Source organism: Mycobacterium sp. WUMAC-067, assembly GCF_020217485.1.
Taxonomy (GTDB): Bacteria; Actinomycetota; Actinomycetes; order Mycobacteriales; family Mycobacteriaceae; genus Mycobacterium.
On the sequence record NZ_JAEKMI010000023.1, the window covers coordinates 56,034 to 82,061 of the forward strand.

General features: G+C 67.3%; 23 protein-coding genes. 12 read left to right on the plus strand and 11 right to left on the minus strand.

The annotated features are described in order from the left end of the window. Positions 1-107: 107 nt before the first annotated feature. Genes JF781_RS17190 through dnaK form a run of 4 tightly spaced genes read right to left on the minus strand, consistent with a single transcriptional unit; the run spans position 108 to position 4,228 of the window. A complete protein-coding gene (locus JF781_RS17190) occupies positions 108-503 on the minus strand; it encodes a heat shock protein transcriptional repressor HspR (protein ID WP_225328272.1) in 396 nt (131 codons plus the stop codon). Next, the gene (gene dnaJ, locus JF781_RS17195; RefSeq protein WP_225328273.1) at positions 503-1,681 is read right to left on the minus strand and encodes a molecular chaperone DnaJ; all 1,179 of its coding nucleotides are present in this window, start codon (positions 1,679-1,681) and stop codon (positions 503-505) included. Before dnaJ ends, JF781_RS17190 begins: the two co-directional genes overlap by 1 nt. 43 nt (positions 1,682-1,724) lie before the next feature. Next, positions 1,725-2,366 carry a nucleotide exchange factor GrpE gene (gene grpE / locus JF781_RS17200; RefSeq protein WP_225328274.1) on the minus strand — a complete coding sequence of 214 codons (642 nt, stop codon included), beginning with the start codon at positions 2,364-2,366 and terminating at the stop codon, positions 1,725-1,727. Next, positions 2,363-4,228, minus strand: coding sequence for a molecular chaperone DnaK (gene dnaK / locus JF781_RS17205; RefSeq protein ID WP_225328275.1), 1,866 nt, complete (start codon positions 4,226-4,228; stop codon positions 2,363-2,365). Before dnaK ends, grpE begins: the two co-directional genes overlap by 4 nt. A 353-nt stretch (positions 4,229-4,581) precedes the next feature. On the opposite strand from dnaK, the gene JF781_RS17210 reads away from it, so the two are divergent. The 5 genes from JF781_RS17210 to JF781_RS17230 all read left to right on the plus strand — a co-directional run bounded on the left by JF781_RS17210 (position 4,582) and on the right by JF781_RS17230 (position 8,541). Beyond that, a complete protein-coding gene (locus JF781_RS17210) occupies positions 4,582-5,169 on the plus strand; it encodes a hypothetical protein (RefSeq protein WP_225328276.1) in 588 nt (195 codons plus the stop codon). A 115-nt stretch (positions 5,170-5,284) separates the two neighbouring features. Then, positions 5,285-6,490, plus strand: coding sequence for a hypothetical protein (locus JF781_RS17215; protein WP_225328277.1), 1,206 nt, complete (start codon positions 5,285-5,287; stop codon positions 6,488-6,490). Positions 6,491-6,688: 198 nt separating this feature from the next. Then, positions 6,689-7,072, plus strand: coding sequence for a hypothetical protein (locus tag JF781_RS17220; protein WP_225328278.1), 384 nt, complete (start codon positions 6,689-6,691; stop codon positions 7,070-7,072). Beyond that, a complete protein-coding gene (locus JF781_RS17225; RefSeq protein WP_225328279.1) occupies positions 7,062-7,790 on the plus strand; it encodes a hypothetical protein in 729 nt (242 codons plus the stop codon). Before JF781_RS17220 ends, JF781_RS17225 begins: the two co-directional genes overlap by 11 nt. A 19-nt stretch (positions 7,791-7,809) precedes the next feature. Then, on the plus strand, positions 7,810-8,541 hold the full coding sequence (locus JF781_RS17230) for a hypothetical protein (protein ID WP_225328280.1): 732 nt from the start codon (positions 7,810-7,812) through the stop codon (positions 8,539-8,541). Positions 8,542-8,587: 46 nt separating this feature from the next. Here JF781_RS17230 and JF781_RS17235 read toward each other — a convergent pair whose 3' ends face one another. Then, on the minus strand, positions 8,588-9,937 hold the full coding sequence (locus tag JF781_RS17235) for a sugar porter family MFS transporter (protein ID WP_308011555.1): 1,350 nt from the start codon (positions 9,935-9,937) through the stop codon (positions 8,588-8,590). A 740-nt stretch (positions 9,938-10,677) separates the two neighbouring features. On the opposite strand from JF781_RS17235, the gene JF781_RS17240 reads away from it, so the two are divergent. From JF781_RS17240 to JF781_RS17260, 5 genes are all read left to right on the plus strand, one after another. Beyond that, positions 10,678-11,214 (plus strand): hypothetical protein, encoded by a 537-nt coding sequence (locus JF781_RS17240; protein ID WP_225328282.1) that lies wholly within the window; start codon positions 10,678-10,680, stop codon positions 11,212-11,214. A gap of 96 nt (positions 11,215-11,310) precedes the next feature. After that, on the plus strand, positions 11,311-13,005 hold the full coding sequence (locus JF781_RS17245) for an Hsp70 family protein (RefSeq protein WP_225328283.1): 1,695 nt from the start codon (positions 11,311-11,313) through the stop codon (positions 13,003-13,005). Positions 13,006-13,256: 251 nt separating this feature from the next. After that, positions 13,257-16,274, plus strand: coding sequence for a (Fe-S)-binding protein (locus tag JF781_RS17250; protein WP_225328284.1), 3,018 nt, complete (start codon positions 13,257-13,259; stop codon positions 16,272-16,274). A gap of 32 nt (positions 16,275-16,306) precedes the next feature. Continuing rightward, positions 16,307-17,611 (plus strand): pyridoxal phosphate-dependent aminotransferase, encoded by a 1,305-nt coding sequence (locus JF781_RS17255; protein WP_225328285.1) that lies wholly within the window; start codon positions 16,307-16,309, stop codon positions 17,609-17,611. A 32-nt stretch (positions 17,612-17,643) separates the two neighbouring features. After that, positions 17,644-18,909: a YibE/F family protein gene (locus tag JF781_RS17260; RefSeq protein ID WP_225328286.1), complete on the plus strand. Its 1,266-nt coding sequence runs from the start codon at positions 17,644-17,646 to the stop codon at positions 18,907-18,909. Here JF781_RS17260 and rfbA read toward each other — a convergent pair. The 3 genes from rfbA to JF781_RS17275 are packed head-to-tail and all read right to left on the minus strand — an operon-like array spanning position 18,851 to position 20,902. Beyond that, positions 18,851-19,726 (minus strand): glucose-1-phosphate thymidylyltransferase RfbA, encoded by an 876-nt coding sequence (gene rfbA / locus JF781_RS17265; RefSeq protein ID WP_225328287.1) that lies wholly within the window; start codon positions 19,724-19,726, stop codon positions 18,851-18,853. The two genes, JF781_RS17260 and rfbA, sit on opposite strands and share 59 nt — an antisense overlap. A gap of 16 nt (positions 19,727-19,742) precedes the next feature. Next, positions 19,743-20,117: a nuclear transport factor 2 family protein gene (locus JF781_RS17270; protein WP_225328288.1), complete on the minus strand. Its 375-nt coding sequence runs from the start codon at positions 20,115-20,117 to the stop codon at positions 19,743-19,745. Positions 20,118-20,146: 29 nt separating this feature from the next. Next, entirely contained in the window at positions 20,147-20,902 is a 756-nt protein-coding gene (locus tag JF781_RS17275) for a maleylpyruvate isomerase family mycothiol-dependent enzyme (protein WP_225328289.1), read from the minus strand. A 106-nt stretch (positions 20,903-21,008) separates the two neighbouring features. Here JF781_RS17275 and JF781_RS17280 point away from each other — a divergent pair, with 106 nt between their 5' ends. Continuing rightward, complete coding sequence (locus JF781_RS17280) at positions 21,009-21,656, plus strand: class I SAM-dependent methyltransferase (protein ID WP_225328290.1); 648 nt, start codon at positions 21,009-21,011, stop codon at positions 21,654-21,656. Positions 21,657-21,906: 250 nt separating this feature from the next. Continuing rightward, positions 21,907-23,229: an MFS transporter gene (locus tag JF781_RS17285; protein WP_225328291.1), complete on the plus strand. Its 1,323-nt coding sequence runs from the start codon at positions 21,907-21,909 to the stop codon at positions 23,227-23,229. A 17-nt stretch (positions 23,230-23,246) separates the two neighbouring features. On the opposite strand, the gene JF781_RS17290 is transcribed toward JF781_RS17285, so the two are convergent. The 3 genes from JF781_RS17290 to JF781_RS17300 form a co-directional block, all read right to left on the minus strand. Further along, entirely contained in the window at positions 23,247-24,206 is a 960-nt protein-coding gene (locus JF781_RS17290) for a TauD/TfdA family dioxygenase (RefSeq protein WP_225328292.1), read from the minus strand. Positions 24,207-24,326: 120 nt separating this feature from the next. Continuing rightward, positions 24,327-25,652, minus strand: a complete 1,326-nt coding sequence (locus tag JF781_RS17295) for a UDP-glucose/GDP-mannose dehydrogenase family protein (protein WP_225328293.1) — start codon at positions 25,650-25,652, stop codon at positions 24,327-24,329. A 93-nt stretch (positions 25,653-25,745) separates the two neighbouring features. Further along, the coding region (locus tag JF781_RS17300) for a hypothetical protein (RefSeq protein WP_225341284.1) at positions 25,746-26,028 on the minus strand (283 nt) is incomplete at its 5' end.

Sequence of the window (26,028 nt, forward strand, 5' to 3'; positions counted from 1 at the left end):
TGTGTGATGGCCACTAGGTGAATGCGAAAAGCGCTAGCACATGCGCTAGCGCTTTTGCGAACGTTGTATGCCTCCGGAGACGGGAACCCTTGCGGCGCAAGTGAAGATTAGCGTCCCCGGCGCGGCTGCCACACCACCAGCGCGGTGCTCTTGGGCACCACCGCCAGGTCGCGGCGCTGGCTGGCGCGCGTCTGCGCCAACTCCTCGCTCAGCTCTTTGATCCGCGCCTGCAGTGCCTCGACCTGGTTGGTCAGCTCGATGATCCGCTTGATGCCGGCGAGGTTGACCCCCTCGTCCTGCGAGAGCCGTTGCACCTCACGCAGCAGGTCGACGTCGTGCTCCGAATAGCGGCGTCCCCCACCGGAAGTGCGGCGCGGGCTGACCAGGCCGAGGCGGTCGTAGGTGCGCAGCGTCTGGGCGTGCATGCCGGCCAGCTCGGCGGCGACCGAGATCAGGAAGGTTCGGGCATCCTCATTTCTTGAATTACTCGAGCCCTTGGCCATCAGCGATTACCCGCCCATCCGGCCCGTGGGTCAAAGCCACTGGAACGCTCCGCGGCGGCATACGCCTCCAGCGCTTCCTGTGCCGCACCCTCCAGATTCGGTGGCACGGCGACCTTGACGGTGACCAGCAGGTCCCCGTTGCCGCCGCTGCGCTTGGGCACGCCGCGTCCGCGGACCCGCAGGATGCGGCCGTCGGACGTGCCCTTGGGCACCCTGACACCGACTTTGCCGTCCAGCGTGGGCACCGAAATGGTTGAGCCCAAAGCCAATTCGGTGAAGCTGACGGGAACCGTGACGGTCAGGTCGTCGCCGTCGCGCCCGAACACCTTGTCCGGCCGCACATGCACCGTCACGTACAGGTCGCCCGACGGCGCGCCGCGCAGGCCGGCTTCACCCTGGCCGGGCAGCCGGATGCGCTGTCCGTCCTCGACGCCGGGCGGGATGCGCACGTTGATGGTGCGGGTCCGCGTGGTGACCCCGGTGCCCTTGCACTCCTCGCAGGGGTGCTCGATGATCGAGCCGCTGCCCCGGCAATCGGTGCAGGGTTCGGAGAAACCGAACGCGCCCTGATTGCGGTTGACCACGCCGGAGCCGTTGCACGTGGGACACACCTTCGGGCTGGTGCCCGGCCGAGCCCCGCTGCCATGGCAGTTGGTGCACGGCGCCGGGCTGGTCAGCCGCAGCGGCATCGCTACACCCTTGGCGGCCTCGACGAAATTCAGCTGGGTCTCGGTCTCGAGGTCGTTGCCGCGGCGCGGCCGGCTGGGACGGGCGCCGGCGCCGCGCCCGAACAATCCGCCGAACAGGTCGCCGATGTTGGTGCCGCCGCTGCGGCCGGCGGCATCGAACAGATCGTTGAGGTTGAACTCCGCCCCATCGCCGCCGACGTTGAAGCCGCCGAAGCCGCCGGTATCGAACCGGCGCCCGCCAAAACCGCCGCCGGCGAACAGCCTTCGGGTTTCGTCGTATTCCTTGCGCTTGGCCGGATCGGACAACACGTTGTGTGCCTCCGACACCGCTTTGAATCGTTCACCGGCGGCGGGATTGTCCGGGTTGGCGTCCGGATGCAGATCGCGCGCCAACTTGCGGTAGGCGCGCTTGATCTCTTCGGGGCTGGCGTCAGAGGAGACGCCCAGCTCCTTGTAGAAGTCTTTTTCGACCCATTCACGCTGGGCCATGTCGCGTCACCTCCTCACCTTTCTGTTGTGCTGATTGTGTGGGCTAGTCACCGGATGTGCCGGCGTTATCGTCCGATTCCACCGGCGCGGTTTCGTCGGACTCACCGGTCGCGGCCGATTCGTCGCCATCGTCGGCGACCGTGTCGACGACCCCGACCATGGCGTGGCGCAGGATTTGATCGCCGAGCTTGTAGCCCTGCCGCATGACGGTGCCGATCACCGGGCGGGAGCCATCACCCTCGTGCTGAACGGCCTCGTGCAGCACCGGGTCGAAGTCCTCGCCCTCCTCGCCGAACGCCGTCAGGCCGAGCCCGGTCAGCGCGCCCTCCAGCTTGTCGGCGACCGCCTTCAGCGGGCCCGACTCGAGGTCGCCGTGCTTGCGCGCCCGGTCGAGATCGTCGAGCACGCCCAGCAATTGGTTCACGACGGCGGCCTTGGCCCGGTCCGCCGCGGCCTGCTGGTCGCGCAGCGCCCGCTTGCGGTAGTTGGCGAAGTCGGCCTGCACGCGTTGCAGATCGGCGGTCAGCTCGGCGAGTTTGCCCTCGCCCTGGACCGCCGGCTCGTCGGCCGGCGCCGTCCCTCCCGGCGTATCGCCGGGAGGGACCTGCCGTACTTCACCGGTCTCAGGATCGATCCGCCGCTTGTCGGTGACGGTCACCTGTTCCTGTGGATTTCCTTCTGTCACTTGGACTCCCGGTCATCGTCGACCACCTCCGCGTCCACGACGTCGTCAGCGGAACCCGCTGAACCCGACGCCCCGCCGGTCGCGTCGGCCTGCTCGCCCGAGGCCTGGGTGGCCTCGTAGATCGCCTGCCCGAGCGCCTGCGACTCCTGGCCCAGCTTCTCCATCGCCGACTTGATCGCGGCGATGTCGGTGCCACCTAGTGCCGTCTTGGCCTCGGCGATCGCGGCGTCGACCTTGGTCAGCGTGTCCTCGGGAACCTTCGACCCGCCCTCGGCTTCGCGCTGGTCCTTGACGAACTTCTCCGTCTGGTAGACCAGCGATTCCGCCTGGTTGCGGACGTCGGCTTCCTCGCGACGCTGGCGGTCCTCCTCGGCGTGCGCCTCGGCGTCCTTGATCATCCGGTCGATCTCCTCCTTGGACAGGCCGGAGCCCTCCTGGATTTTGATCGTGTTCTCCTTGCCGGTGCCCTTGTCCTTGGCCGTGACGTGCACGATGCCGTTGGCGTCGATGTCGAAGGTGACCTCGATCTGCGGGACGCCGCGCGGGGCCGGCGGGATGCCGGTCAGCTCGAAGGAGCCGAGCAGCTTGTTGTGCGAAGCGATTTCGCGCTCACCCTGGTACACCTGGATCTGCACCGACGGCTGGTTGTCATCGGCCGTGGTGAAGGTCTCCGACCGCTTGGTCGGGATCGTGGTGTTGCGCTCGATGAGCTTGGTCATCACGCCACCCTTGGTCTCGATACCCAAGCTCAGCGGCGTAACGTCAAGCAGCAGAACGTCTTTCACCTCACCCTTGAGGACACCCGCCTGCAGCGCGGCACCCACGGCAACAACCTCGTCGGGGTTGACGCCCTTGTTGGGCTCCTTGCCGCCGGTGAGCTCCTTGACCAGCTCGGTCACCGCGGGCATCCGGGTGGAACCACCCACCAGCACGACGTGGTCGATCTCGGACACCGAGATGCCGGCGTCCTTGATCACGGACTGGAAGGGCTGACGGGTGCGGTCCAGCAGATCCTGTGTGATGCGCTGGAATTCGGCGCGCGTGAGCTGTTCGTCGAGGAACAGCGGGTTCTTGTCCGCGTCCACGGTGATGTAGGGCAGGTTGATCGACGTGCTCTGCGAACTCGAGAGCTCGATCTTGGCCTTCTCCGCGGCCTCACGCAGCCGCTGCATCGCCATCTTGTCCTTGGTCAGGTCAATTCCGCTGGTGCCCTTGAACTTGTCGACGAGCCACTCGACGACGCGGTCATCCCAGTCGTCCCCACCGAGGTGGTTGTCACCGCTGGTCGCGCGGACCTCGACCACGCCCTCACCGATCTCGAGCAGCGAGACGTCGAACGTGCCGCCACCGAGGTCGAAGACCAGGATGGTCTGTTCCTTCTCGCCCTTGTCCAGGCCGTAAGCCAGTGCGGCCGCGGTCGGCTCGTTGACGATACGCAGCACGTTCAGGCCGGCGATCTGGCCGGCTTCCTTGGTCGCCTGACGCTGGGCGTCGTTGAAGTACGCCGGCACGGTGACGACCGCGTCGGTGACGTCCTCACCCAGATACGCCTCGGCGTCACGCTTCAGCTTCATCAGCACGCGGGCGCTGATCTCCTGGGCGGTGTATTTCTTGTCATCGATCTCGATGGACCAGTCGGTGCCCATGTGCCGCTTGACCGAACGAATGGTGCGGTCGACGTTGGTGACCGCCTGGTTCTTGGCGGGCTGGCCGACGAGCACCTCGCCGTTGCGCGCGAACGCGACGATGGACGGGGTGGTCCGCGAGCCCTCGGAGTTGGCGACGACGACGGGGTCACCGCCCTCGAGGACTGCGACGACGGAGTTGGTGGTCCCGAGGTCGATACCGACCGCACGAGCCATAGTGATTCCTCCTGATTGTGTAGAGCCTGTTTGGTGCCACTATGCTGAGTGAACCCCGCTCAAGCCTGCCCCTGGGGCGATCGGCTGTCAACCTGGGTCTTGAGTCTGGTTCACTCAACTTGTCGATCATGTTAACGGCCCGAAGTCGCGTGTTGTTCCCGGGGTCGCATAGTTCGGGTGCCGCGCCGACGACCGACTCGGCGGCCGCAAACCCACGGTCGCCGCGCGGAGTCGGTCACGCGGCGATAAAACTTCACCATCGGCGCCGCATCGATAGTCGCTCGAGTGCAGCGACTATCGGCGGTGGGTGAGTAACCTGAGTGCCGCCATTCGAATCGTCTGGGGAGCGGCGGGTGCGGTTATCGGATAATGCGCGGCGAAGCCTGGCCGGTGGTTCGCTGCTGCTCGTAGCGCTGTTCGCCGGGTCGGTGTCGGGTTGTAGCTCCGTCATCGGCGGGCGGCCGGTGGCCTCGCCCGGGGCGGGTCCCAGCGAGCCGTCCTTCCCCACGCCCCGATCCACGCCGCCGTCGCCGTCGGTCACCGCCGCACCCGCTCCGGGGGCCCCGGGCGCGCCGACGGGTCCCACGAATCCGGCCGGCGCCATCCCGCTGCCACCCGACCAGAATGGCTACGTCTTCATCGAGACCAAATCCGGCGTGACGCGCTGCCAGATCAACAAGGACACCGTCGGCTGCGAGGCGCCCTTCACCAACTCCCCGCTGCAGGACGGTGAGCACGCCAACGGCGTCAGCATCACTACCGGCGGCAAGGTGCAGTGGGTGCTGGGCAACCTGGGAGCCATCCCGACCGTCAAGATCGAGTACCAGACCTATGCGGCGCAGGGCTGGACGATCATCGCCAACGCCGAGGGCACCCGCTTCACCAACGACCAGACCAAGCACGGCATGTTCGTCAGCATCGAGAAGGTCAATACGTTCTAGGCGCTAACCTTGTCGGCAGCGTGGCGGGGGTGGGTATCGGTCTGCCGCGTGATGTCGCCGACCAGCTACCGGTGCTCGCTCAGGCCCGGTCTAACCAAGAAGACCCCACGACTCCATGCAACTCCGCTACATCAGCGTCGCGGCGCTGATCGCTGAAGCCGGTGGTGATCCGTGGGCTGTCAATCGGAGCCTGCAGGCCGGTAGCCCGTTTCAGATTTCTCAGCTGGCGGAGGCGTTTCTCAAGGCGGGCCGATGCACTGCTGAGGCCAGCAATGCGTTCGACCAAGCCCGTAGCCGTTTCGACGCAGCCTGGAACCATCAGAATGGGGATCAACCGATCACCGGCTCCGACGAAGTGCAGCGGGTGACGAAAACCCTTGGGGCGCAGTCCTTGCAGCTGCCCAAGATCGGTGCGGACCTGGAAAACATCGCCGCCAACCTGGCCGAGGCGCAAAAGGCCGCGGCCGGCCAGATCGCGGCGCTAGAAAGTCAGTTGCAGCAGCTGGACGGCTTCATCGGCCAAGCGGTGGAACTGGAAAAAGATCCCACACTCACCGCGGAAGACCGACACGCGCTGGATGCGTTTATCAGCGGCCGTGAAGACGACGCCATCCGCGACACCAAAGCCGCGCTGGGCCAGCTGCAATCCACCCGCAACGGCTACGCCAACTCGTTTCAGAACGCAATGGGGACCCTGCACGCGGACGGCTATGACCTGACAGCCCCCCAGGCCGCGCCCGATCAGGGATCGGCCGACCAGCCCGGCGGGGGGCCCGCGTTGGCCCCGACGAAGGGGGAGGTGCTGACCGGGGCTGCGGGCGCCATCGCCGGTGGTACCGCCGACGGTGTGCGTGGGGCGACGACCAGATTGATCGCCGAGTCCCCGGGCACGGGTCCCGGCAAGGCTGATCCGGGCTTGTTGCGGTGGTTCGAGGACCCGAAGATCGGCGGCATAGAGCTGAAGGGGTTCTCCCGCGTGGGCGGGGTGGTCGCTGCGGCCAGCGCGGTACCCGCTGTCATGTCCGACATCCATGACGGCAACTCGGTTTCCGAGGCCGTCACGCGGGAGAGCGCGGGTGTCGCCGCCGGTCTCGCAGCCGGCGGTTGGGTAGGCGGCGCGGTGGCTGGCTCGGAGTTGGGTGCGGCGCTTGGTTCGGTCGTTCCAGGAGCGGGCACCGCAGTTGGCCTGGTGGCAGGCGCCGTTGTCGGAGCAGGAGCCGCCTTCGTGGCCTCCAAGACGGTAGAAGTGGCCTGGCAGCCCGCCGCGGATGCGATCGGGAGTGTGGTGCATGGCGTGGAATCCGTATTCGGTTTCGGGTAGGACGACGACGATGCGATTCGATGAGTTCACAGAAGAGCACGGCCTCGCTGTGTCCCCAGTCGATCGGTTCGTCGGGTTTGTTGTTGAGGTGGGGGTGCCGCCGGGCTGGGAACCGTTCGAATCCGCTGAGGGAGTTCGTGTGTGGGTTTGTCGTGCCGACCCATGTATCGACGTGTTTGCGCAAACGCGGTGTTGACGATGCATCGGGTCGAGGCCTCGCTGGATCCACCCGAAGTATTTGCCATGCTGTCTGACCAGCAGTTGCAGTCGGCGCCGAAATGCCGTGAACTGCATCGAGAATTCACCGCAGCACGCGAGGGCCCCGGTAGCGCGGGGACGCTCGCGATCCAGATCGCGCATGAACTCGGCACCATCGACAGCACGTCACAATCGAGGATCATCACGGCCGAACGGGAGACGCTGATCGCGCAACTAACAGTGACCGCGTTACACGATTCACCGATGGATGGATCGGGTGTCTGGCTGACCGCTCGATCGGGTCCGGTGACAAATCCAACGTCCGCGGGGTACCACGGCGCTATCCCGAGAACCGAACACGGGACCGTTACTGATGGCAAGTAATACGGCGAAAGGCCGTCGTGTACCGAAACTGCGTTACGCCGTAGGTGGTGCACTATGCCTGTTGGCGGGCATAAATGTGCTGGTTGGGTCGGCTTGGTATCTGCCTGTCGGCGCCGCTGCGGTCGGCGTCGGCATCATTTATGGGAGCGGCCGCCGAATTTTCGGCGCCGGGGTCAGGCGGACCGGGCAGGAGATTGTCTGCCGCTATCTTCCGTGGTACGAGAGCAACCCATACATGGCGACCTTGCTGTTCCCCCTAATCGCGATCGCCATGATTGGCGCAGGATGTGCACCCGGTAATCCGGCGTGGCTGTGGTACGGCGGGGTAATTCTGCTGGCCATCTCTGCCTTATTGGTGGGCGTCTCCCTCTGGATCTGGCGCCGATCCCTTCTCCGTATCACCCCCGCGGCGTTGACCGTGCGGATCGCAGAGCGCGGCAGTGAGTTGACCGACATCCGGCGTGAGCATGTCCGTTCGATCGAGCCAAAGCTCGTCCCGAGCGTGGCGGCCGGTACCGAGCGGTTGCAAGTCGAAATCGCCTACCAGCCCGCCGATGTCAGCAGCGAGGCGACCGCGACGGTGATGCTCGGAATGTATCTGAGCGTTCAACCGATCAACCTGCTCAACGCCCTCGTGGCCTGGAAAGACGGCGCCCACGAAAACCCGTGCGAGCTACTGGATCAGGTCGAAGGGATCCTTCGGGGCAATTCGCAGTGACCACCCGAGACCGTCACCGATGATCAACGGCGAGACGAGCGGCCAGTGGCGGCGGGGACTGCGCTACACCTTTGGCGCCGCTCTACTCCTTCTTGCGGCGGTAGCAACTTCGGTCGGAGTGCAGTGGTACCTGTCCCTGATCGCATTCTGCGCGGCACTCATGTTCATCCTCGGAAGACGCCGAATTTTTCGGACGGGAGTCACCCGGGCGGGCGACGAGATTATTTGTAGGTACATCCCGTGGTACGAGGGAAATGTGTACGTCTTGAACGTGCTGTTCCCATTGCTCGCTGTCGCAGGTATCGGCGCGGGCAGTGCACCCGGCAATCCCGCGTGGCTTCGGTTCATCGGAATCCTTCTGCTGGTTCTGACGCCCATCTTCGTTTCCAGCGCGGTACGTATGTGGCGCCGGTGCCTTCTGTGCATTTCGCCCTCGGTGTTGACGGTGCGCCTGACTGCGCCGAAAGAAGAGTTGACCGAAATAAGCCGTGAGTGTGTCGTGTCGATCGAGCCCAAGATCGTCCCGAATGGTGTGAGCGGCCAGTCGCTGCAAGTCGCAATTGCCTATCGGGCAGTGGATTTGGGCAATGATGCGACCAAGACTGTGCTGCTGGGCCTGCAGTTGACCATCCAGCCGGTCAACCTGTTCAACGCCCTCGCGGCCTGGAAAAACGGCGCCCACGACAACCCGAGCGAGCTGTTGGACCGGATCGAACGGATCCTTCGAGGCCGGTCAACGGCCGGCGGGTGACCGCGCTGCACTGCAGCCCGAAAAACCTGCCGCGCAAGCGCATTCGTCAGCGTGCGAAGTCCGACGGTCGAAATTTCCCCTCGGCCAGGTTCCTTTCGATTTCCTCCAGGCTCTTACCGGTGAGGTCGGGCATGCGGAAGAATACGAAGATCCACGCCGCCACGTTGAACAACGCGTAGAGCCACATCGAGGGCCCGACCCCGATCGCATTGATGAGCGACAGCAGCGTCAGCGTGATGAGTAGGTTGGTCCCCCACAGCGTCGCCGAATGCACGGCGGTGCCCTCCGGTCGCACCGCCAGCGGATAGGTCTCCGAGCCGGTCAGCCATCCCATCAGCTGCAGGCCGCCCGCATTGAACACCATGAAGGCGATCAGGCAGATCATGATGTAGGCGATGACATCGTGACCGCTGTCGGCGGTGACGAAAATCAGCCCGAGCGCGAAAAGGCTGATCGCCGCGCCCGGCACCATGATGAGGGTGAGCCGGCGCCGGCCGACCCGGTCAATAATGGCCAACCCCACTAGCTGGGCGATCACGTACGTCGCACCCAACATCACCGACACCAGCAGAGCCACGGACCGGTACACGCCGTCGTCGGTCAGGATGGTCGGCGCATAGTAGATGATCATCTCGATGCCGCTGAGCTGGGTGAACACCGCGATGCCGCAACCCAGGACCAGGGCCGGACGCACCCAGGCGTCGCGCAGCCCGCTCCACCCGCGGGTGCTGGCCTTGCGTTCCATGCGCGCGAGTTCGGTCGCTTCGTCCACCTCGGCACCCACGTCGTAGCCGTCGGGCCGGACCCGCTCCAACACGGCTCGTGCAGCGTTTCGCTCACCTTGCTTGACCAGCCAGCGCGGACTTTCCGGGAGGCGCAACAACAGCCACAGCATGACCGCGGCGGGTACGCACGCGATTCCGGTCGGCCCCCGCCAGGAGACCGAGTCAAAGACCCCGATGAGGTTAGCGGCGAGGATGCCCACCCCGATGGCAATTTGGAAGCACAGCACCAACCGCCCTCGGTAAGCCGACGGCGAGAGCTCAGCGACATACATCGGGGCCGTCTGGGTCGCCCCGCCGACGGCGAAGCCCAGGACCAGCCTTCCCAGCGACAACACAAAGACGTCCGGCGCGTCGGCGCACCACAGCGCGCCGACGATGAACACCACCGCCAGCATCAACAGTGTGCCGCGCCGGCCGAACCGGTCGGAAAGCCAGCTGCACGCCAAGGCCCCGACGATGGCGCCGAGCAGGATGCTGGCGGCGACCACCTGCTTCCAGGCCGCGGTGAGGTTGAACTCCTCGGTGAGCTGCAATAGGGCCCAGGAGATGACACCGGTGTTGTAGCCGTAGAGCATCCCCGAGATCGCCGAGACGAGCGCAATGACGACCACGGCGCTCGTCAGTTGCTTTCCCGCCTCCGCGCCGGCGCCAACTGCACTGTGCGAGGCTTCCTCGTGGGCCCCATCCGTGCACTTTGCCGGTTCAGTCCCATTGGGCAAGTCCGCCACGCGACGGCGCTGGCTCGCCACCGTCGGGGCGTCATCGCCGGCTTCTGACCACCATTCGCGGTCTGTCGAATCGGCGGCCACTAGCAGAGCCGATCGTGGTAGCGGAGACAACGAACCCGGGGCTGATGGGCGGGCCGGCCGGGCATCGTGATCGCCTCCCTACCCTGCGCTCGGATTGCATGGTCGCTCGCCGCGGTGTCAGGGCCCGATGTCATACCGGGCGTCGCTGCTGTGACGGCGGGTACGTGTTGGTCGCCGGCACGGTCAAGGTGTTCGCGTATCCAGCGATTCCGCGCGGCTTACTCGCTGGCCTGCCCAGGCCCGGGAGGCGCCGCGCTTGATGCGGGATTGCCGTTCGACTTCCACATCGATTCGGGAAAAGACACTGTCACGAATATCTTTGTAAGTCAAAAACGAGGTGCTGATCGAATTACGCTGTACTGCAATATCATTCGGCCGGAAATGGTGTTGCGGGTGTGTTGAGCGCCACAGCCTAGCGGTTGGCTCCGGACCTGAGTGCACGCTCTCTGTGAGCAACCGCACCCGTCCTTCTGAGCGACGCGACCGACCCGTCAGGGGTTGGCATCAGCAGACTGGCAGGTGCGGTAAGTACCATCGGTGCCGTGGCATCCAACGGTCCACGCGATGACTTCCACAACCGGCCGACGCAGCAAGCCGATTTCGGCATGAGCGAGCCGCCGACCGGCGAAGTCGCGCCACCGAACTTCCCGCCCCAGCCGCCGCACGGCTTCGAGCAGCCCCACGGCTTCGACCCGTTCGACCAGCAGCCCGAGACCACGCCCTGGTATCGCAAGCCCGCGATGCTCATCGCCTGGCTGATCTCCGTCGTCATCCTGATCGCCCTTATTGTGTTCGGCATCATCGAGCTCATTCACGGCGACCAGAACGTCAACCACCTCCCCAAGTCGACGACGAGCACCACCTCGGCGACAACGACGACGACGTCGACCACGACGACCACCACCGAGCCCAGCAGCAGCGCGGAAGAACAGCCGCCGGCCCAGGAGCCGACGCAGCAGCAGCCCACCAGACAACAAACGCAGCAGCCCACCCATCGCCACCATCTGCCGCAGCTGCCGCCGGTGATCACCATTCCGCAGGTGCCGACGGTCATCACCGTGCCGCCGGGCCTGCGTTAACCAGTCGGCGGCAGGCCGATCACGCTCGGCGACGCGGCGCCTCCGGCGCCCTAGACTCGCTGCAATCCACGGGACAACTGACACAGGGGTGCGGACATGAGCCAGTCGCTCGGGCTATCGATCGGGGTGGCCAACCTGGTGGCGGCCCGCGCCGGCAGCGCTCCGGTCACCCGCAGCTCGGTGCTGACCCTGTTCGAGCAGCGGCCCACCGAAGTTGGCCTGCCGGAAGAAAATCCAAACCTGACCGCGCCCGGCCTGGTGCTGCGCGGGTTCGTCGAGCGGGTTGGCGACCGGGCTCCGTTGGTGGCGGCCGACGGCACCAAGTACCTCGGCGCGGCGCTGACGGTCGAGGCGATCGAGGCGATGGCCCGCACGGTCGGCTATGGGACACCGATCAGCATCGCGGTCCCCGCCTACTGGTCCGACGAACAGTTCGCGGCGCTGCGCGAGGAGTTCTTCGCCCAGTCGGAACTCGCGCGCGGCGGGGTGGCGCCGATGCTGGTTTCCGACGCGACGGCCGCGGTCGCGGCGCTGCGCGGCACGCCGGGATTTCCCACCGACGGCGTCATCGCGCTGTGCGACTTCGGCGCCGGCGGCATCACCGTCACGGTGATGAACGCCCACGCCGGCTTTGCGCCCGTCGGCCCCGCCGTGCGGCACACCGAGTTCTCCGGCGACGCGATCGATCAGCTCATCGTCGACCACCTGCTGGCCGCCGATGTCAGCACCGCCGTCCTGGGCGGCACCGCGCGGATGGGGTCACAGACCCGCCTACTCGCCGCCTGCCGGCGCGCCAAGGAGCAACTGTCGACGGCCGCCGTGAGCGCCGTCGCGGGCCCCTCCGGGGAGACCGCCGAGCTGACCCGCACCGAGTTCGAGCAACTGATCTCCCCGCCGCTGGACCGGTTTGTCACCTCTTTGCAAGACACGTTGCAGCGCAACCAGATTCCGCACGCCAACCTGCGCGCCGTGGCGATCGTTGGCGGCGGCGCGAGCATCCCGCTGATCACCGCGCGGTTGTCGCAGCGCTTCGGGGTACCGGTCCGCAGCGCGGCCCAGCCGGCGTCGCTCGCCGCCGTCGGCGCGGCCGCGCTCGGTGCGCAGTACGCAGCGGGGGGCGCTGAAACCGCCGCGGCCGCCGCGGTGGAGACGCCGACCGAAATGGTCGGCACCGCGGGGATCGGCGCGACCCAGGCCGCGTGGGCCGCCCAGGCCACCGATGTCGATGACGCCCTGGCCTGGTCGCAGGACGCCGACTCCGACTCCGACTCCGACGAGCCGGTGCCCTATACGGGTCGCGACGCCACCGGCGAATACGCCAGCGAAGCACGGGAATTCGAGTATCCCGAGCAGGGCGGGCTGCCCTGGTACAAGCGCACCGCGCTGGTGTTGACCGTGGCCGGGGCGGTGGTGGCGGTGCTGGTGGCCGCGGCACTGGCGATCGGCCTGTTGATGACGAAGTCCACCCCGGCCCCTCCGAAGACGCCGCCCAGCCAACCGCCGCCACCGCAGACGGTGACCATCACCGGGCCGAACGACAGCACCACGGTCACCGTGGTTCCGGCCCCGCCGCCACCGTCCAGCGAGGCGCCGGCCACCACGACCACCACGACACCGCCGCCGGAGCCGTCGACCACCACAACGACGACGCCCCCGCCGACCACCACCACGACGACCACCACCGCGCCACCCACCACGACATCGCAGGCGACCACCACCAGCGCGGCGCCGACGACGACCACGCGGGTACGGCCCTTGCCGCCGATCTTCCAGCCCCCATTCGGGCGCTGACGCGAACGATTGCGGACCGGCCGGAAAAGGGCCACGGAAAAGGGTCATTTAACGAAATTTGGTGGCGCTGGTCACTCGGACAAACGTCACATCCGGCGGGTAGGTATCAACTAGCAGGCCAGAGGTGCCGACGACGCCCAAGTTAGGGCAGCCTTTCTCGCGCCGAAAGCCGCGAAGATGTAACTATGAGCGGGGCTTAAGCAGGCAAATAAAGCACAGGCCGAATTATCTATGCATTGGGGAGACCTTCTGTGACAACGCAGATGCTCATCAGGCTGGTCGTGGGCATGGGCATGACGCTGGTCGTGGCCGCGCTCGCCGGACGACGGGTCCTGTGGCTGTTCAAGCTGATCACGTCCGGCAAGCCGTCCCCGGGGCACACCGACGAACCCGGCAAACGAATCTGGGCCGAGCTCTCCGAGGTCTTCGGGCAGCGCAAGCTGTTGAAGTGGTCGATCCCCGGCCTGGCGCACTTCTTCACCATGTGGGGCTTCTTCATCCTGCTCACGGTGTACATCGAGGCCTACGGTCTGCTCTTCCAGGACAACTTCCACATCCCGTTCATCGGGCGGTGGGACGCGCTGGGGTTCCTGCAGGACTTTTTCGCGACCGCCGTCTTCCTGGGCATCGTCACCTTCGCCATCATCCGTTTGATGCGCAGCCCGAAGGAGATCGGCCGCTCGTCCCGGTTCTACGGCTCCCACACCGGCGGTGCCTGGCTGGTGCTGTTCATGATCTTCAACGTCGTCTTCACCTACGTGTTCGTGCGCGGAGCGGCGGTCAACAACGGCACGCTGCCCTACGGCAACGGCGCCTTCCTGTCGCAACTGTTCGGCGTCATCCTGCGTCCGCTGGGCCAGCCCGCCAACGAGATCATCGAAACGACGGCCCTGCTGCTGCACATCGCGGTCATGCTGGCGTTCCTGATCATCGTGCTGCACTCCAAGCACATGCACATCTTCACGGCGCCGATCAACGTCATCTTCAAGCGGCTGCCCGACGGGCTCGGCCCGCTGCTGCCGCTGGAATACGACGGCAAGCCGATCGACTTCGAAAACCCGCCCGACGACGCGACATTCGGGCGCGGCAAGGTCGAGGACTTCAGCTGGAAGGCTATGCTGGACTTCGCCACCTGTACCGAGTGTGGTCGCTGCCAGTCGCAGTGCCCGGCGTGGAACACCGGCAAGCCGCTGTCGCCCAAGCTCGTCATCATGGACCTGCGTGACCACTGGATGGCCAAGGCGCCCTACATCCTGGGTGACAAGGAGAGCCCGCTGGAGAGCACGCCGGCGGGCGGGCTCGGCGAGGAGCTGTCCGGCGAAGAGCACGCCGAGGCCCACCACGTTCCCGAGTCGGGCTTCGGTCGCGTCATGGGCTCCGGCCCGGAGCAGGCCACCCGCCCGCTCGTCGGCACCGAGGAGCAGGGCGGCGTCATCGACCCCGACGTGCTGTGGTCCTGCGTGTCCTGCGGCGCCTGCGTCGAGCAGTGCCCGGTGGACATCGAGCACGTCGACCACATCATCGACATGCGCCGCTACCAGGTGATGATGGAGTCCGAGTTCCCCTCGGAACTGTCGGTGCTGTTCAAGAACCTGGAAACCAAGGGCAATCCGTGGGGACAGAACGCGTCGGACCGCACCAACTGGATCGACGAGGTCGACTTCGACGTGCCGGTCTACGGCGAGGACGTCGACAGCTTCGACGGCTACGAGTACCTGTTCTGGGTCGGTTGCGCCGGCGCCTACGACGACAAGGCCAAGAAGACCACCAAGGCCGTCGCCGAGCTGCTGGCCATCGCCGGGGTGAAGTACCTGGTGCTGGGAACCGGCGAGTCCTGCAACGGCGACTCCGCGCGCCGCTCGGGAAACGAGTTCCTGTTCCAGCAGCTGGCGCAGCAGGCCGTCGAAACCCTCGACGGGCTGTTCGAAGGCACCGAGACCGTCGACCGCAAGATCGTGGTCACCTGCCCGCACTGCTTCAACACCCTGGGCCGCGAGTACCGCCAGCTCGGCGCGAACTACTCGGTGCTGCACCACACCCAGCTGCTCAACCGGCTGGTCCGGGACAACAAGCTGGTCCCGGTGACCCCGGTGTCCCAGGACATCACCTACCACGACCCCTGCTATTTGGGCCGGCACAACAAGGTCTACGAGGCGCCGCGTGAGCTGATCGGGACCTCCGGGGCGAACCTGACCGAGATGCCGCGGCACGCCGAGCGCAGCTTCTGCTGCGGCGCCGGTGGCGCGCGGATGTGGATGGAAGAGCACATCGGCAAGCGGATCAACCACGAACGCGTCGACGAGGCGCTGGCCACCGGGGCCGCCACCATCGCCACCGCGTGCCCGTTCTGCCGCGTGATGGTCACCGACGGCGTCAACGACCGGCAGGAGGAGGCCGGGCGCTCCGGCGTCGAGGTGCTCGACGTCGCGCAGATCCTGCTCGCGTCACTGGAGTACGACAAGGCGACGTTGCCCGAAAAGGGCACGGCCGCCAAGGAAGCCGAGCAGCGGGCGGCCCAGGCGCCCAAGGCGGCGACGGCCACGGCGACCGCTCCCGTCGAGGAGGCCGAGGAGGCGCCCGCCGAGGCGGCCCCGAAGTCCGAGGCCGCGGCCGCGCCGGCCGCGCCCGTCAAGGGGCTGGGCATCGCCGGCGGCGCCAAGAGGCCGGGCGCGAAGAAAGCCGCACCCGCCGCAGAAGGCGCGGAAGGCAAGGCCGAGGCGGCCGCGCCGGCCGCGCCCGTCAAGGGGCTGGGCATCGCCGGCGGCGCAAAGCGGCCCGGCGCGAAGAAGGCGGCACCGGCCAAGGCCGAGGCACCAGCCGAGGCGGCCGCCGAGGCCGAGACCGAAGCCAAGGCTCCCGCCGCACCCGTGAAGGGGCTGGGGCTGGCCGCCGGCGCAAAGCGGCCCGGCGCGAAGAAGGCGGCACCCGCCAAGGCCGAGGCCCCCAAGGCCGAGGCACCAAAGGCGGAGGCTCCCAAGGCCGAGGCCGAAGCGCCGGCCGAAGCCGAACCCGAGGCCAAGGCCCCCGCCGCGCCGGTGAAGGGCCTGGGCATCGCCGCGGGCGCCAAGCGACCCGGCGCGAAGAAGGCGGCCCCGAAGGCCGAGGCGCCGAAAGCAGAAGCCGAGCCCGCCGAACAGGCACAGGCCGACGCCGAGCCGGCACCGAAACCGGAGCCCGCAAAGCAGAGCGACGGCGACGATGCACCGGCTCAGCCGCCGGTGAAAGGGCTGGGCATCGCCCGCGGGGCGCGTCCGCCGGGCAAGCGCTGACCTGGGATTTTTACGCTTGACAGCAAATTTCAGTGGACAGTGATGGCACCATTGGTGATGTGACCACCCACCAGCTGCCTCACCAGCTGCCACCGCACCCGCCGGGTCATCACCGGCAGCAGCGGAGTTTCGCGCAGTCGTCGAAGCTTCAGGACGTCCTGTACGAGATCCGCGGCCCGGTACATCAGCAGGCCGCGCGGCTCGAGGCCGAGGGTCATCGCATCCTCAAGCTCAACATCGGCAACCCGGCGCCGTTCGGCTTCGAGGCGCCCGACGTGATCATGCGCGACATGATCCAGGCCCTCCCCTACGCCCAGGGCTACTCCGACTCGCAGGGCATCCTGCCCGCGCGCCGGGCGGTGGTCACCCGCTACGAGCTGGTCGACGGATTCCCCCGCTTCGACGTCGACGACGTCTACCTGGGCAACGGGGTGTCCGAGCTGATCACGATGACGCTGCAGGCCCTGCTCGACAACGGCGACGAGGTGCTGATCCCGTCGCCCGACTACCCGCTGTGGACGGCGTCGACCTCGCTGGCGGGCGGCACCCCGGTGCACTACCTGTGCGACGAGACGCAGGGCTGGCAGCCGGACATCGCCGACATGGAGTCGAAGATCACCGACCGCACCAAGGCGCTGGTGGTGATCAACCCGAACAATCCGACCGGCGCGGTCTACACCAGCGAAGTCCTCACCCAGATCGTCGAACTGGCGCGCAAGCACGAGCTGCTGCTGCTCGCCGACGAGATCTACGACAAGATCCTCTACGACGACGCCACGCACATCAACCTGGCCTCGCTGGCGCCGGACATGTTGTGCCTGACCTTCAACGGGCTGTCGAAGGCGTACCGGGTGGCCGGGTATCGGGCCGGCTGGCTGGCCATCACCGGGCCCAAGGACCACGCCGGCAGCTTCATCGAGGGAATCAACCTGCTCGCCAACATGCGGCTGTGCCCCAACGTCCCGGCCCAGCACGCGATCCAGGTCGCCCTGGGCGGCTACCAGAGCATCGACGACCTGGTGCTGCCCGGCGGCCGCCTGCTCGAGCAGCGCGACGTCGCCTGGACCAAGCTCAACGAGATTCCGGGGGTGTCCTGCGTCAAGCCGGACGGCGCGCTCTACGCCTTCCCGCGGCTGGATCCCGAGGTCTACGACATCGACGACGACGAGCAACTCGTCCTCGATTTGCTGCTGCAGGAGAAGATTCTGGTCACCCAGGGAACCGGCTTCAATTGGCCCGCACCGGATCACCTGCGCATCGTGACGCTGCCGTGGGCCCGCGATCTGGCGGCCGCGATCGAGCGGCTGGGCAACTTCCTCGTCGGCTATCGCCAGTAAGCGCCCAGGAAACCGCCTCTACGCTCGACCGGGTGACGCACTCCCACTCGCACAGCATGCCGCCAGGCCCGTCCGGCATTGATCCGTTGCCCGCCAGGATCGTCGTCGGGCTGCTGGTCGCGATCGGCGTCGCGGTGGCCGTCGGCGCGATCCTGTTGTGGCCCAGCCGTCAGCGCGTCGACATTCCGATGCCGCTGCAGAGCGCGTCCGGTGGCGCCGTGAGCACGCAGGCCGGGCACGTGCTGTCCAGCGGGTTGGGTGACTGCGGCAGCCCGTCGGTCAGCCAGGTCCTCACCGGCCCGCCCCAGCCCGCCGCGCCGGGCGCCGGACGCTGCGTGTTGACCCAGGTCGCCGTCGATTCCGGACCGAACGCGGGGGCCACCACGCTGCTGGAATCCTCCCCCGGCCCCGGCCAGCCGAAATTCGCGGTGGGCGACCGCATTCGGGTCGTACGGCAGGTCGACGACCAGGGCGCCACCAGCTACGCGTTCTACGACTTCGAACGGGGTTGGGCGCTGGTCGGTTTGGCGATCGCGTTCGCCGTGGTGATCGTGGCCGTCGCGCGCTGGCGCGGGCTCCTCGCGCTGGTGGGCATCCTGGTCGCGTTCGTGGTGCTGGTCATGTTCCTGCTGCCCGCCCTGCGGGACGGCGCGCCCGCGGTGCCGGTGGCGCTGGTGGCATCGGCGGCGATCCTCTACGCGGTCATCTACCTGGCCCACGGCGTCAGCCTGCGGACCAGCGCAGCGCTGCTGGGCACCCTCTCGGCGCTGCTGCTCGCCGCCGGATTGTCTTGGGCGGCAATCCAATTAGCGCATCTGACCGGGCTCTCGGACGAACAGAACACCACCGTCAGCGCCTACCTGGGCAACGTGTCGATCGGCGGACTGCTGCTGGCCGGCTTCATCATCGGATCGCTGGGCGTGCTCAACGATGTCACCGTGACCCAAGCCTCGACGGTCTTCGAGCTCGCCCGCCTCGGCGGCTCGCGGCGGGCGATCTTCGTAGGCGCCCTGCGGGTGGGGCGCGATCACATCGCCAGCACCGTCTACACGCTGGTGCTGGCCTATGCCGGCAGTTCGCTGCCGCTGCTGTTGCTGTTCAGCGTCGCCAACCGCTCGCTGACCGACGTGCTGACCGGTGAGAGCGTGGCCATCGAGATCGCCCGCTCGGCGGTGGGCGGGATGGCGTTGGCGCTGTCGGTGCCGCTGACGACGGGCATCGCGGCGGTGCTGGCCAAACCTAGTGAAATCGGCTCCGCTCCAACAGATTCAACAGATAGGAGCCATACCCCGACTTGAGCAGGCTGTGCGCGCGCTCGGCCAGCTGCTCGTCGGTGATCCAGCCCTGCTGCCACGCCACCTCCTCGGGCACGCTGACCTTGAGGCCCTGCCGTCGTTCCAGCGTGCGGACGAAGTCGCTGGCATCCAGCAGCGAGTCGAACGTGCCCGTGTCCAGCCAGGCCGTTCCGCGGGCCATCACCTCGACCGAGAGCCGGCCCCGGTTGAGATAGATCTGATTGACCTCGGTGATCTCGTACTCGCCGCGCGCCGATTTCTTGAGCCCCTTGGCGATTTCGATCACGTCGTTGTCATAGAAGTACAAACCCGGCACCGCGTAATTGGATTTCGGCGTCTGGGGTTTCTCCTCCAACGACAGCGCCAGGCCGTCGTCGCTGAACTCGACCACACCGTAGGCCGACGGATTGGCTACCCAGTAGGCGAAAACAGCTCCCCCGCTGATGGTTTGGAAGCGCTTCAAGCTGGTACCCAGCCCGGGACCGTAGAAGATGTTGTCTCCCAACACCAAAGCCACCGACTCGTTGCCGATGTGGCCGGCGCCCAGGACGAACGCCTGGGCCAGACCGTCGGGCCGGTCCTGTGTCACGTAGCTGATGTTGACGCCGAATTGCGAGCCGTCGCCCAGGAGTCGCTGAAATCCGGGCGCGTCATGCGGGGTGGTGATGACCAGGATGTCGCGGATCCCGGCCATCATCAGGGTGGACAGCGGGTAGTAGACCATCGGTTTGTCGTAGACCGGCAGCAACTGCTTGCTGATGCCCGTGGTGATCGGATGCAGGCGGGTGCCCGACCCGCCGGCCAAGATGATTCCGCGCATGGGTGGCTCCTGGTGCCTAGTCGACGGCGTCGGATTCGGTGAGCTCGGTGGCCGCCAACGCCGACGCCAGGCTGTCGTGCCGGAACACGGAGGTGACGTGGTCGCGCACCACCCGGAACGTCAACGCGGTGCCCGTTTCAGCTCCCGGATCGCCGGGGCTACTGGGTTTCAGTTCGACGGCCACGACGCCGTCGTGCACATACATCCGGCCGAGCTCGGTGGCCGGCCGGTGCGCGGCGGCCCAGTTGCGCAGCGCCTCGTGGCCCTGCGCGGCCCCGTGCGCGTCGCCCATCTCGATGTCGTCGCTGGACAGGGACGCCAAGGTCTCGATGTCCGCGGCGTTGAGGGCGTCGTGCCATGCCAGGACGGTGGCGATCTCCGATGTGGTCATGGTGTGCAAATTACCGTGCGGCGCCGCGGCTAGAGCGGCGTACGGTCCAACCAGCGCTGCCACACGGCTTCGTCGCCGAAGAGTTGGACGCCCGTGTCGGCGAGCGGGCGCCGGCGCAGGATCGCCAGCAGCAGCTCGGTGGCGCCGCCGCGCAGTGCGGCGGTGCCTTTGCCGTGCTCGTGGGACCAGCTGATCCGCCCCTGTTCGACGGCGGCCGTCCACTCCCCGGCCTCGCCGAGGCCGGGATCGGTGGCGTGCAGGTGCAGGGTGGTCCCGTCCTCGAGCGGCAGCGGCGCCCCCTGGCCGCCCGCCTGGATGGCGACCCGCTCCAGCCATTCGCTGATCCCGTCGGCCGCGATGGCGGGTTCGAGCGTGAAATCGCTGCCCAGCGCGATCGCGGCGTCGGCGCGGTGCACGGCCACCTCGTGCAGCCGGCGCCGGATCCACCAGTTTGCCGGGCGCGGGCCGAGGAACGTCCATACCGGTGTTTCCACCCCGGTCAGCTCCACCGCGTCGACCAGCCGCTGAGCGCCGCCGTGGAGCCAGGAGATCGCGTCGGCGGGGTCGGGCGGCGGCTTGCCGCCCTCCACCGTGCGGGGGTCGAGGTAGGTGTCGAGCCGGTCGCGCACGATCTGGGCCGCCCAGCGGTCCCCGCGCCCGACGTGGCGGAACAGTTGCCGCAGCGTCCAGTCGGGGCAGGTGGGTACCGGTGTGGACTCGTCGACACCGTCGAACAGCTCCGCGAAAGCCCGGTTCTCGTCGAGGAATGCGCCGGCATAGTCCACGCCGGTCAGGCTACTCGCGTGGGCCGCGCCCGCTCGTCTTGCCGTGGGGATCCCGCGCCCTGCAGACTGTCGTCGATGACGAGACGATGGGCCACGTGCCGTGCAAATGCCCGCTGACGCCGCAAGCCTTACGATCGCGCGCGCCGCGATCCGGGCGTTTTGGGAGCGCGAGGGTTCGGAATATGACCAGCGGGCCGCGCACGGTATCTCCTCGGAGCCGGAACGTCGCCTGTGGACGGCGGCGCTGAGCGCAATCCCCGATCGCTCGCGGGTGCTCGACATCGCCACGGGCACGGGCTTTGCGGCGTTCTTGCTGAGCGAGCTCGGCCACCGGGTGACCGGCGTGGATGCCTCCGCGGCGATGCTGGCCCGGGCGCGCGGCAAGGCCGCCGCGGCGACTGTCACCTTCGTGGAGGGCGTGACCGAAAAGCTGCCGTTCGCCGACGCCAGCTTCGACGCGGTGACGGCGCGGCACTTCATCTGGACATTGCTCGAGCCGGAAAAAGCCTTCGCGGAATGGCGCCGGGTACTGACGCCGGGCGCGACGCTGATCGCCGACGTCTCGCTGAACCCGCACGTAGCGGGCCACCACTACACCGACGAGGTCGCCGCCGCGTTGCCCTTCCGCGAACTCTCCGACCCCGCGCCTGTGGTTGACGCGCTCCGGTCGGCCGGCTTCGGGGAAGTTCAGATCGATCTTTCCCGAGATGGCGGGGAACACGCCCGAGCCATTGTGTGCGCCCGGGTCCGCTGATACCTTCTGAGCCGCAACGCATTTCGTGATTGCTGCCCGTGGCAACGCGCGCCGGGTTCCTCCAAATCGGGTTGTAACGCGTAATCACTTGCTTTCAAGCTGATTTCAACCGTCGTCAATCGCGCCCGATGACGCTGAACTGGGCAGGGGCGCCGGACGGTCGTACTCGCCGCGATGCCCCACTCGCGCCGGTCATTTCGTTGCCGGCGCGGGTGCGCGGATCTGACCGGCCGACCATTCGGAGACCTCGATGACGATCGCAGAGCAGGAAAGCACCCGGCCGGCGACCCTGCCCGAAGAGGCGGCGCCCGTCCCCGGCATGCGCCGGGTGGCGCTGGCCAGTCTCGTCGGCAGCGTGCTGGAGTGGTACGACTTCTTCCTCTACGGCTTCGCGGCCACCCTGGTCTTCGGTCCACTGTTCTTCCCGCGCGCCTCAGCCACGGCCGGAGTGCTTGCCGCACTTGGCACTTTCGCGGTGGGATTCGTCGCGCGCCCCCTGGGCGGGGTCGTCTTCGGGCACCTGGGCGACCGCCTCGGACGCAAGAAGATGCTGGTGGCAACGCTTTTGATCATGGGTATCCCGTCGTTTCTGATCGGATTGCTGCCCAGCTACGGCGCGATAGGGTGGTCGGCGCCCGCGCTGCTGGTGCTGTTGCGGTTTCTGCAGGGAGTGGGGCTCGGCGGCGAATGGGCCGGCGCGGTCCTGGTGGTCACCGAGACCAGCCCGCCCCACCGCAGCGGTTTCTGGGGATCGCTGGTGCAGACCGGGGCGACCCTCGGCCAGGGGTTGGCCACCGGGTCGCTGTTCATCCTGGCGTCTGTGCTGAGCGAGCACAGTTTCGTGACCTGGGGTTGGCGGGTGCCGTTCCTGTTCGGGATCGCGCTGAGCGTCGTCGGCCTGTTCATCCGGCTGCGGGTGATGGAATCGCCGGAGTTCACCGCGCTGCACCGCAGCGGCGAATTGTCGCGTTTCCCGTTGCGCGAGGCCGTTCGTCGGCACGGTCGCACCATGCTGGTCTGCTTCGGGGTCTATTTGGGCGGCGTGACCGTCCCGTTCTTCGTCGAGACCGTCTTCCTCACCGGCTACGGCACCAAAAGCCTTGCCCTGCCGGCCTCGTCGGTGCTGCTCGGCATCTCCGCCGTGCATGTCACCGTGTTCTGGGTGCTGACACTGCTGGGTGGCTGGCTCGCCGATCGGGTCGGCGCGCCAAGGGTCGTCCGCGCGGGCCTACTCGGATTACTCGTGTTGCCGACGGCGGGGCTGCTGGCCGTTCTCTCCGCCTCCTCGACGGTGACGGCGCTGCTGATCACCGAGACCTTGATCGGCGCGCCGATGTGGGTCGTCTGGGGCGCTTTACCCAAATACCTCGCCGAATCCTTCCCGGCGCGGGTGCGCTACACCGGGATGTCGTTGTCCGGCCAGAGTTCCACCATCATCGGCGGGCTCGTCCCGTTGTTGCTGACCTCGGTGGTCGCACACGTGGGCGGGGCGTTGTGGCCGGTGGCGGTGACCACCACAGCGGTGGCGGCGTTCGGGCTGCTCGGCCTGCTGTGGTCGCACCGGGCCGCTTGAGGTTGCCCACTTCCCTGTCAGGCGGCCCCGAAGAACTGGCCCTCCAACGGCTCCGATGGGCGCCCGTCCGGGCCGACCGGGATGTCGCCGACCAGTGTGATCCGATGTAGCACGCGCTCGTGATCGAGGTGTTCGAAATCGCGCGGCGCGAGATGCAACGTGGCCCGATTGTCCCAGAACGCAACGCTTCCCGGCTCCCACTTGAATCGAACCGAATACTCCGGGCGGGAGATCTGCTCGAACAACAGATCCAGGATGTGACGACTCTCCCGCGGGGACAGGTCAACGATCTCCTTGGTGAAGAACTGATTGACGTAGACCACGCGCTCGTTGGTCTCGGGGTGCACCCGAACCACCGGATGGATGGCCGCCAACGGCTTGCCCCGAACCAGTTCACCGATCTTCTCGGCGCTGCGTTCGAAGGCCAGCGTCGCGCCGAACCGGTGCTCGGCGCGAAGCCCGTCGATGAACCCACGCACCAGTGGCGAAAGACCTTGGTAGACAGCGGCGACATTGGTGAACAGCGTGTCGCCGCCATAGGGCGGCACCACTTCGGCGCGCAGAATCGAATGCGACGGTGGATTGATCAGCGGCGTCACGTCGGCATGCCAGTTCGGGCCGTTCCGATTCTCCTTGTGCCGGTACTCGGATCCGTACCGGCGGTCATAGGCGGCCGGCGACACCGTGTGAATCTGCGGGAAACCCGCAGGGGCGGAGTCGCCTTCGTACGGGTGAGCGGGAGTGACGTCACCGAATTGCGCGCCGAACGCGACCTGCGCCGCGTGGTCCAGCTGTTGGTCGCGGAAGAACACGACCTTCCATTTGTGCAAGGCCGTGCGGATGACATCCTTGTCCGAGTCGCTCAACGGTGCGGAGATGTCCACACCGTCGATCAGGGCTCCGGTCCACCCGGACAGGGGGATGACCTCGATGCCGGTTTCGGTGGAAGCGGTCGTGGTCGGATCGGTCGTCGTCAAGGCGCGTAATTCCCATCAATAGTGAAAACACCTACGGTGTCGGACTTTTGAGGGTAACGATGATCCGATCCCTGGAGAGCGGTTGGAATCGGACTGACGGAAAGCCCCGCTCTTGCGTCCCTACGGTCGCGGCGCGCCGAGCCGGTAGACCCGCCAGCCCGCCCGCTGCCAGCGGGCCACGTCCAGGCAGTTGCGGCCGTCGACGATGACGCGGGCCCGCACCCCGCCGGCCAAATCGTCGGGATCGAGCTCGACGAATTGCCGCCACTCGGTGAGCACCAGCACGGCATCCGCGCGCTCGCAGGCCTCTTCGACCGAGACCGCATAGTTCAGCGTCGGGAACAGGCGCTGCGCGTTGTCCAGCGCCTTGGGGTCGTACACATTGACCGCGGCGCCGTTGAGCTGCAGTTGCCCCGCGACGTTGAGCGCGGGCGAGTCGCGCACGTCGTCGGATTCGGGTTTGAACGCCGCGCCGAGCACCGCGACGTTGGCGCCCAGCAGCGAGCCGCCGCAGGCCGCGCTGGCCAGTTCCACCATCCGGGTGCGGCGGCGCATATTGATGCTGTCCACCTCGCGCAGGAAAGTCAGCGCTTGGTCGGCGCCCAGTTCGCCGGCGCGCGCCATGAATGCCCGGATGTCCTTGGGCAGGCAGCCGCCGCCGAAACCCAAACCGGCGTTGAGGAATTGGCGTCCGATCCGCGGGTCGTAGCCGAGCGCATCGGCCAGCATGCTGACGTCGGCGCCGGCCGCCTCGCACACCTCGGAGATGGCGTTGATGAACGAAATCTTCGTCGCCAGAAAGGCATTGGCCGAGACCTTGACCAGCTCCGCGGTTTGCAGGTCTGTCACCAGGAACGGCACGCCCGCGTCCAGCAGCGGCCCGTACAGCTCACGAACGGCGGCCTCGGCGCGCGCCGAATCCTGGTGGATCCCAAGCACAATCCGGTCCGGGCGCAGGGTGTCCTGTACGGCATAGCCTTCGCGCAGGAACTCCGGATTCCAGGCGATTTCGACGTCGACGCCGCGGGGCGCCAGCGCGGCCGCGCGCTGGTGCAACTCGGCCGCGGTGCCCACCGGAACCGTCGATTTGCCCACCAGCACCGCCGAACTGGTCAACCGGGGCACCAACTCGTCGATCACGGCATAGACATGGCGCAGGTCGGCGCCGTATTCGCCCTTCTTCTGCGGTGTGCCCACGCCCAGGAAGTGCAGGTCGGCGAAGTCGGCGGCCGCGTCGTAGTCGGTGGTGAACCGCAGACGGCCCGCAGCCAGGTTCTCGTTCAACAGCTTTCGCAAGCCTGGCTCGTAAAAGGGGATGTCACCCCCGGCGAGCTTGGCCACCTTGCCCGGGTCGATGTCGATCCCGAGGACGTCGTGTCCCAGTGCCGCCATCCCGACTGCGTGGGTGGCACCGAGGTATCCCGTGCCGAACACGGTGCATCGCATACCACTGGTGTAAGCGACCCCGATGAGCGAACTGCATCCCCGGGCTAAGCGGGAGACAAACGGCAGATGACGGGTAGCCGCTGCGCCGACGGATTAAATCCCGGGGATGCCCGGAATGTTGATGCGTGGGCCACCACCGCCGAATCCGCCGTGACCGTGGCCGCCGCCGAAGCCGCCGCGCGGGCCGCCGGGGAAGCCGCCGCCGTCGTGGTCCCCATGGCCTCCGCCGCCGTGACCGGGGCCCCACCCGCCGCCGGGCGGACCACCGATGCCCGGGATGGGCAGCGGGATCGGTACGGGAACGGGTGCCACTGGCGGCGGAGCGGGCGGCGGGGCCGCCGGCACGGGGATTGGAGCGGGCGCGGGGGCCACCGGC

Bases quoted from the DNA above. Each gene is read 5' to 3' on its own strand.
- JF781_RS17225 (WP_225328279.1), top strand. From the start codon at position 7,062: ATGGCAAGTAATACGGCGAAAGGCCGTCGTGTACCGAAACTGCGTTAC.
- JF781_RS17245 (WP_225328283.1), top strand. From the start codon at position 11,311: ATGAGCCAGTCGCTCGGGCTATCGATCGGGGTGGCCAACCTGGTGGCG.
- JF781_RS17270 (WP_225328288.1), bottom strand. From the start codon at position 20,117: ATGACCACATCGGAGATCGCCACCGTCCTGGCATGGCACGACGCCCTC.
- JF781_RS17280 (WP_225328290.1), top strand. From the start codon at position 21,009: ATGCCCGCTGACGCCGCAAGCCTTACGATCGCGCGCGCCGCGATCCGG.
- JF781_RS17190 (WP_225328272.1), bottom strand. From the start codon at position 503: ATGGCCAAGGGCTCGAGTAATTCAAGAAATGAGGATGCCCGAACCTTC.
- JF781_RS17295 (WP_225328293.1), bottom strand. From the start codon at position 25,652: ATGCGATGCACCGTGTTCGGCACGGGATACCTCGGTGCCACCCACGCA.
- JF781_RS17220 (WP_225328278.1), top strand. From the start codon at position 6,689: ATGCATCGGGTCGAGGCCTCGCTGGATCCACCCGAAGTATTTGCCATG.
- JF781_RS17215 (WP_225328277.1), top strand. From the start codon at position 5,285: ATGCAACTCCGCTACATCAGCGTCGCGGCGCTGATCGCTGAAGCCGGT.
- JF781_RS17285 (WP_225328291.1), top strand. From the start codon at position 21,907: ATGACGATCGCAGAGCAGGAAAGCACCCGGCCGGCGACCCTGCCCGAA.
- dnaK (WP_225328275.1), bottom strand. From the start codon at position 4,228: ATGGCTCGTGCGGTCGGTATCGACCTCGGGACCACCAACTCCGTCGTC.
- dnaJ (WP_225328273.1), bottom strand. From the start codon at position 1,681: ATGGCCCAGCGTGAATGGGTCGAAAAAGACTTCTACAAGGAGCTGGGC.
- JF781_RS17230 (WP_225328280.1), top strand. From the start codon at position 7,810: ATGATCAACGGCGAGACGAGCGGCCAGTGGCGGCGGGGACTGCGCTAC.
- rfbA (WP_225328287.1), bottom strand. From the start codon at position 19,726: ATGCGCGGAATCATCTTGGCCGGCGGGTCGGGCACCCGCCTGCATCCG.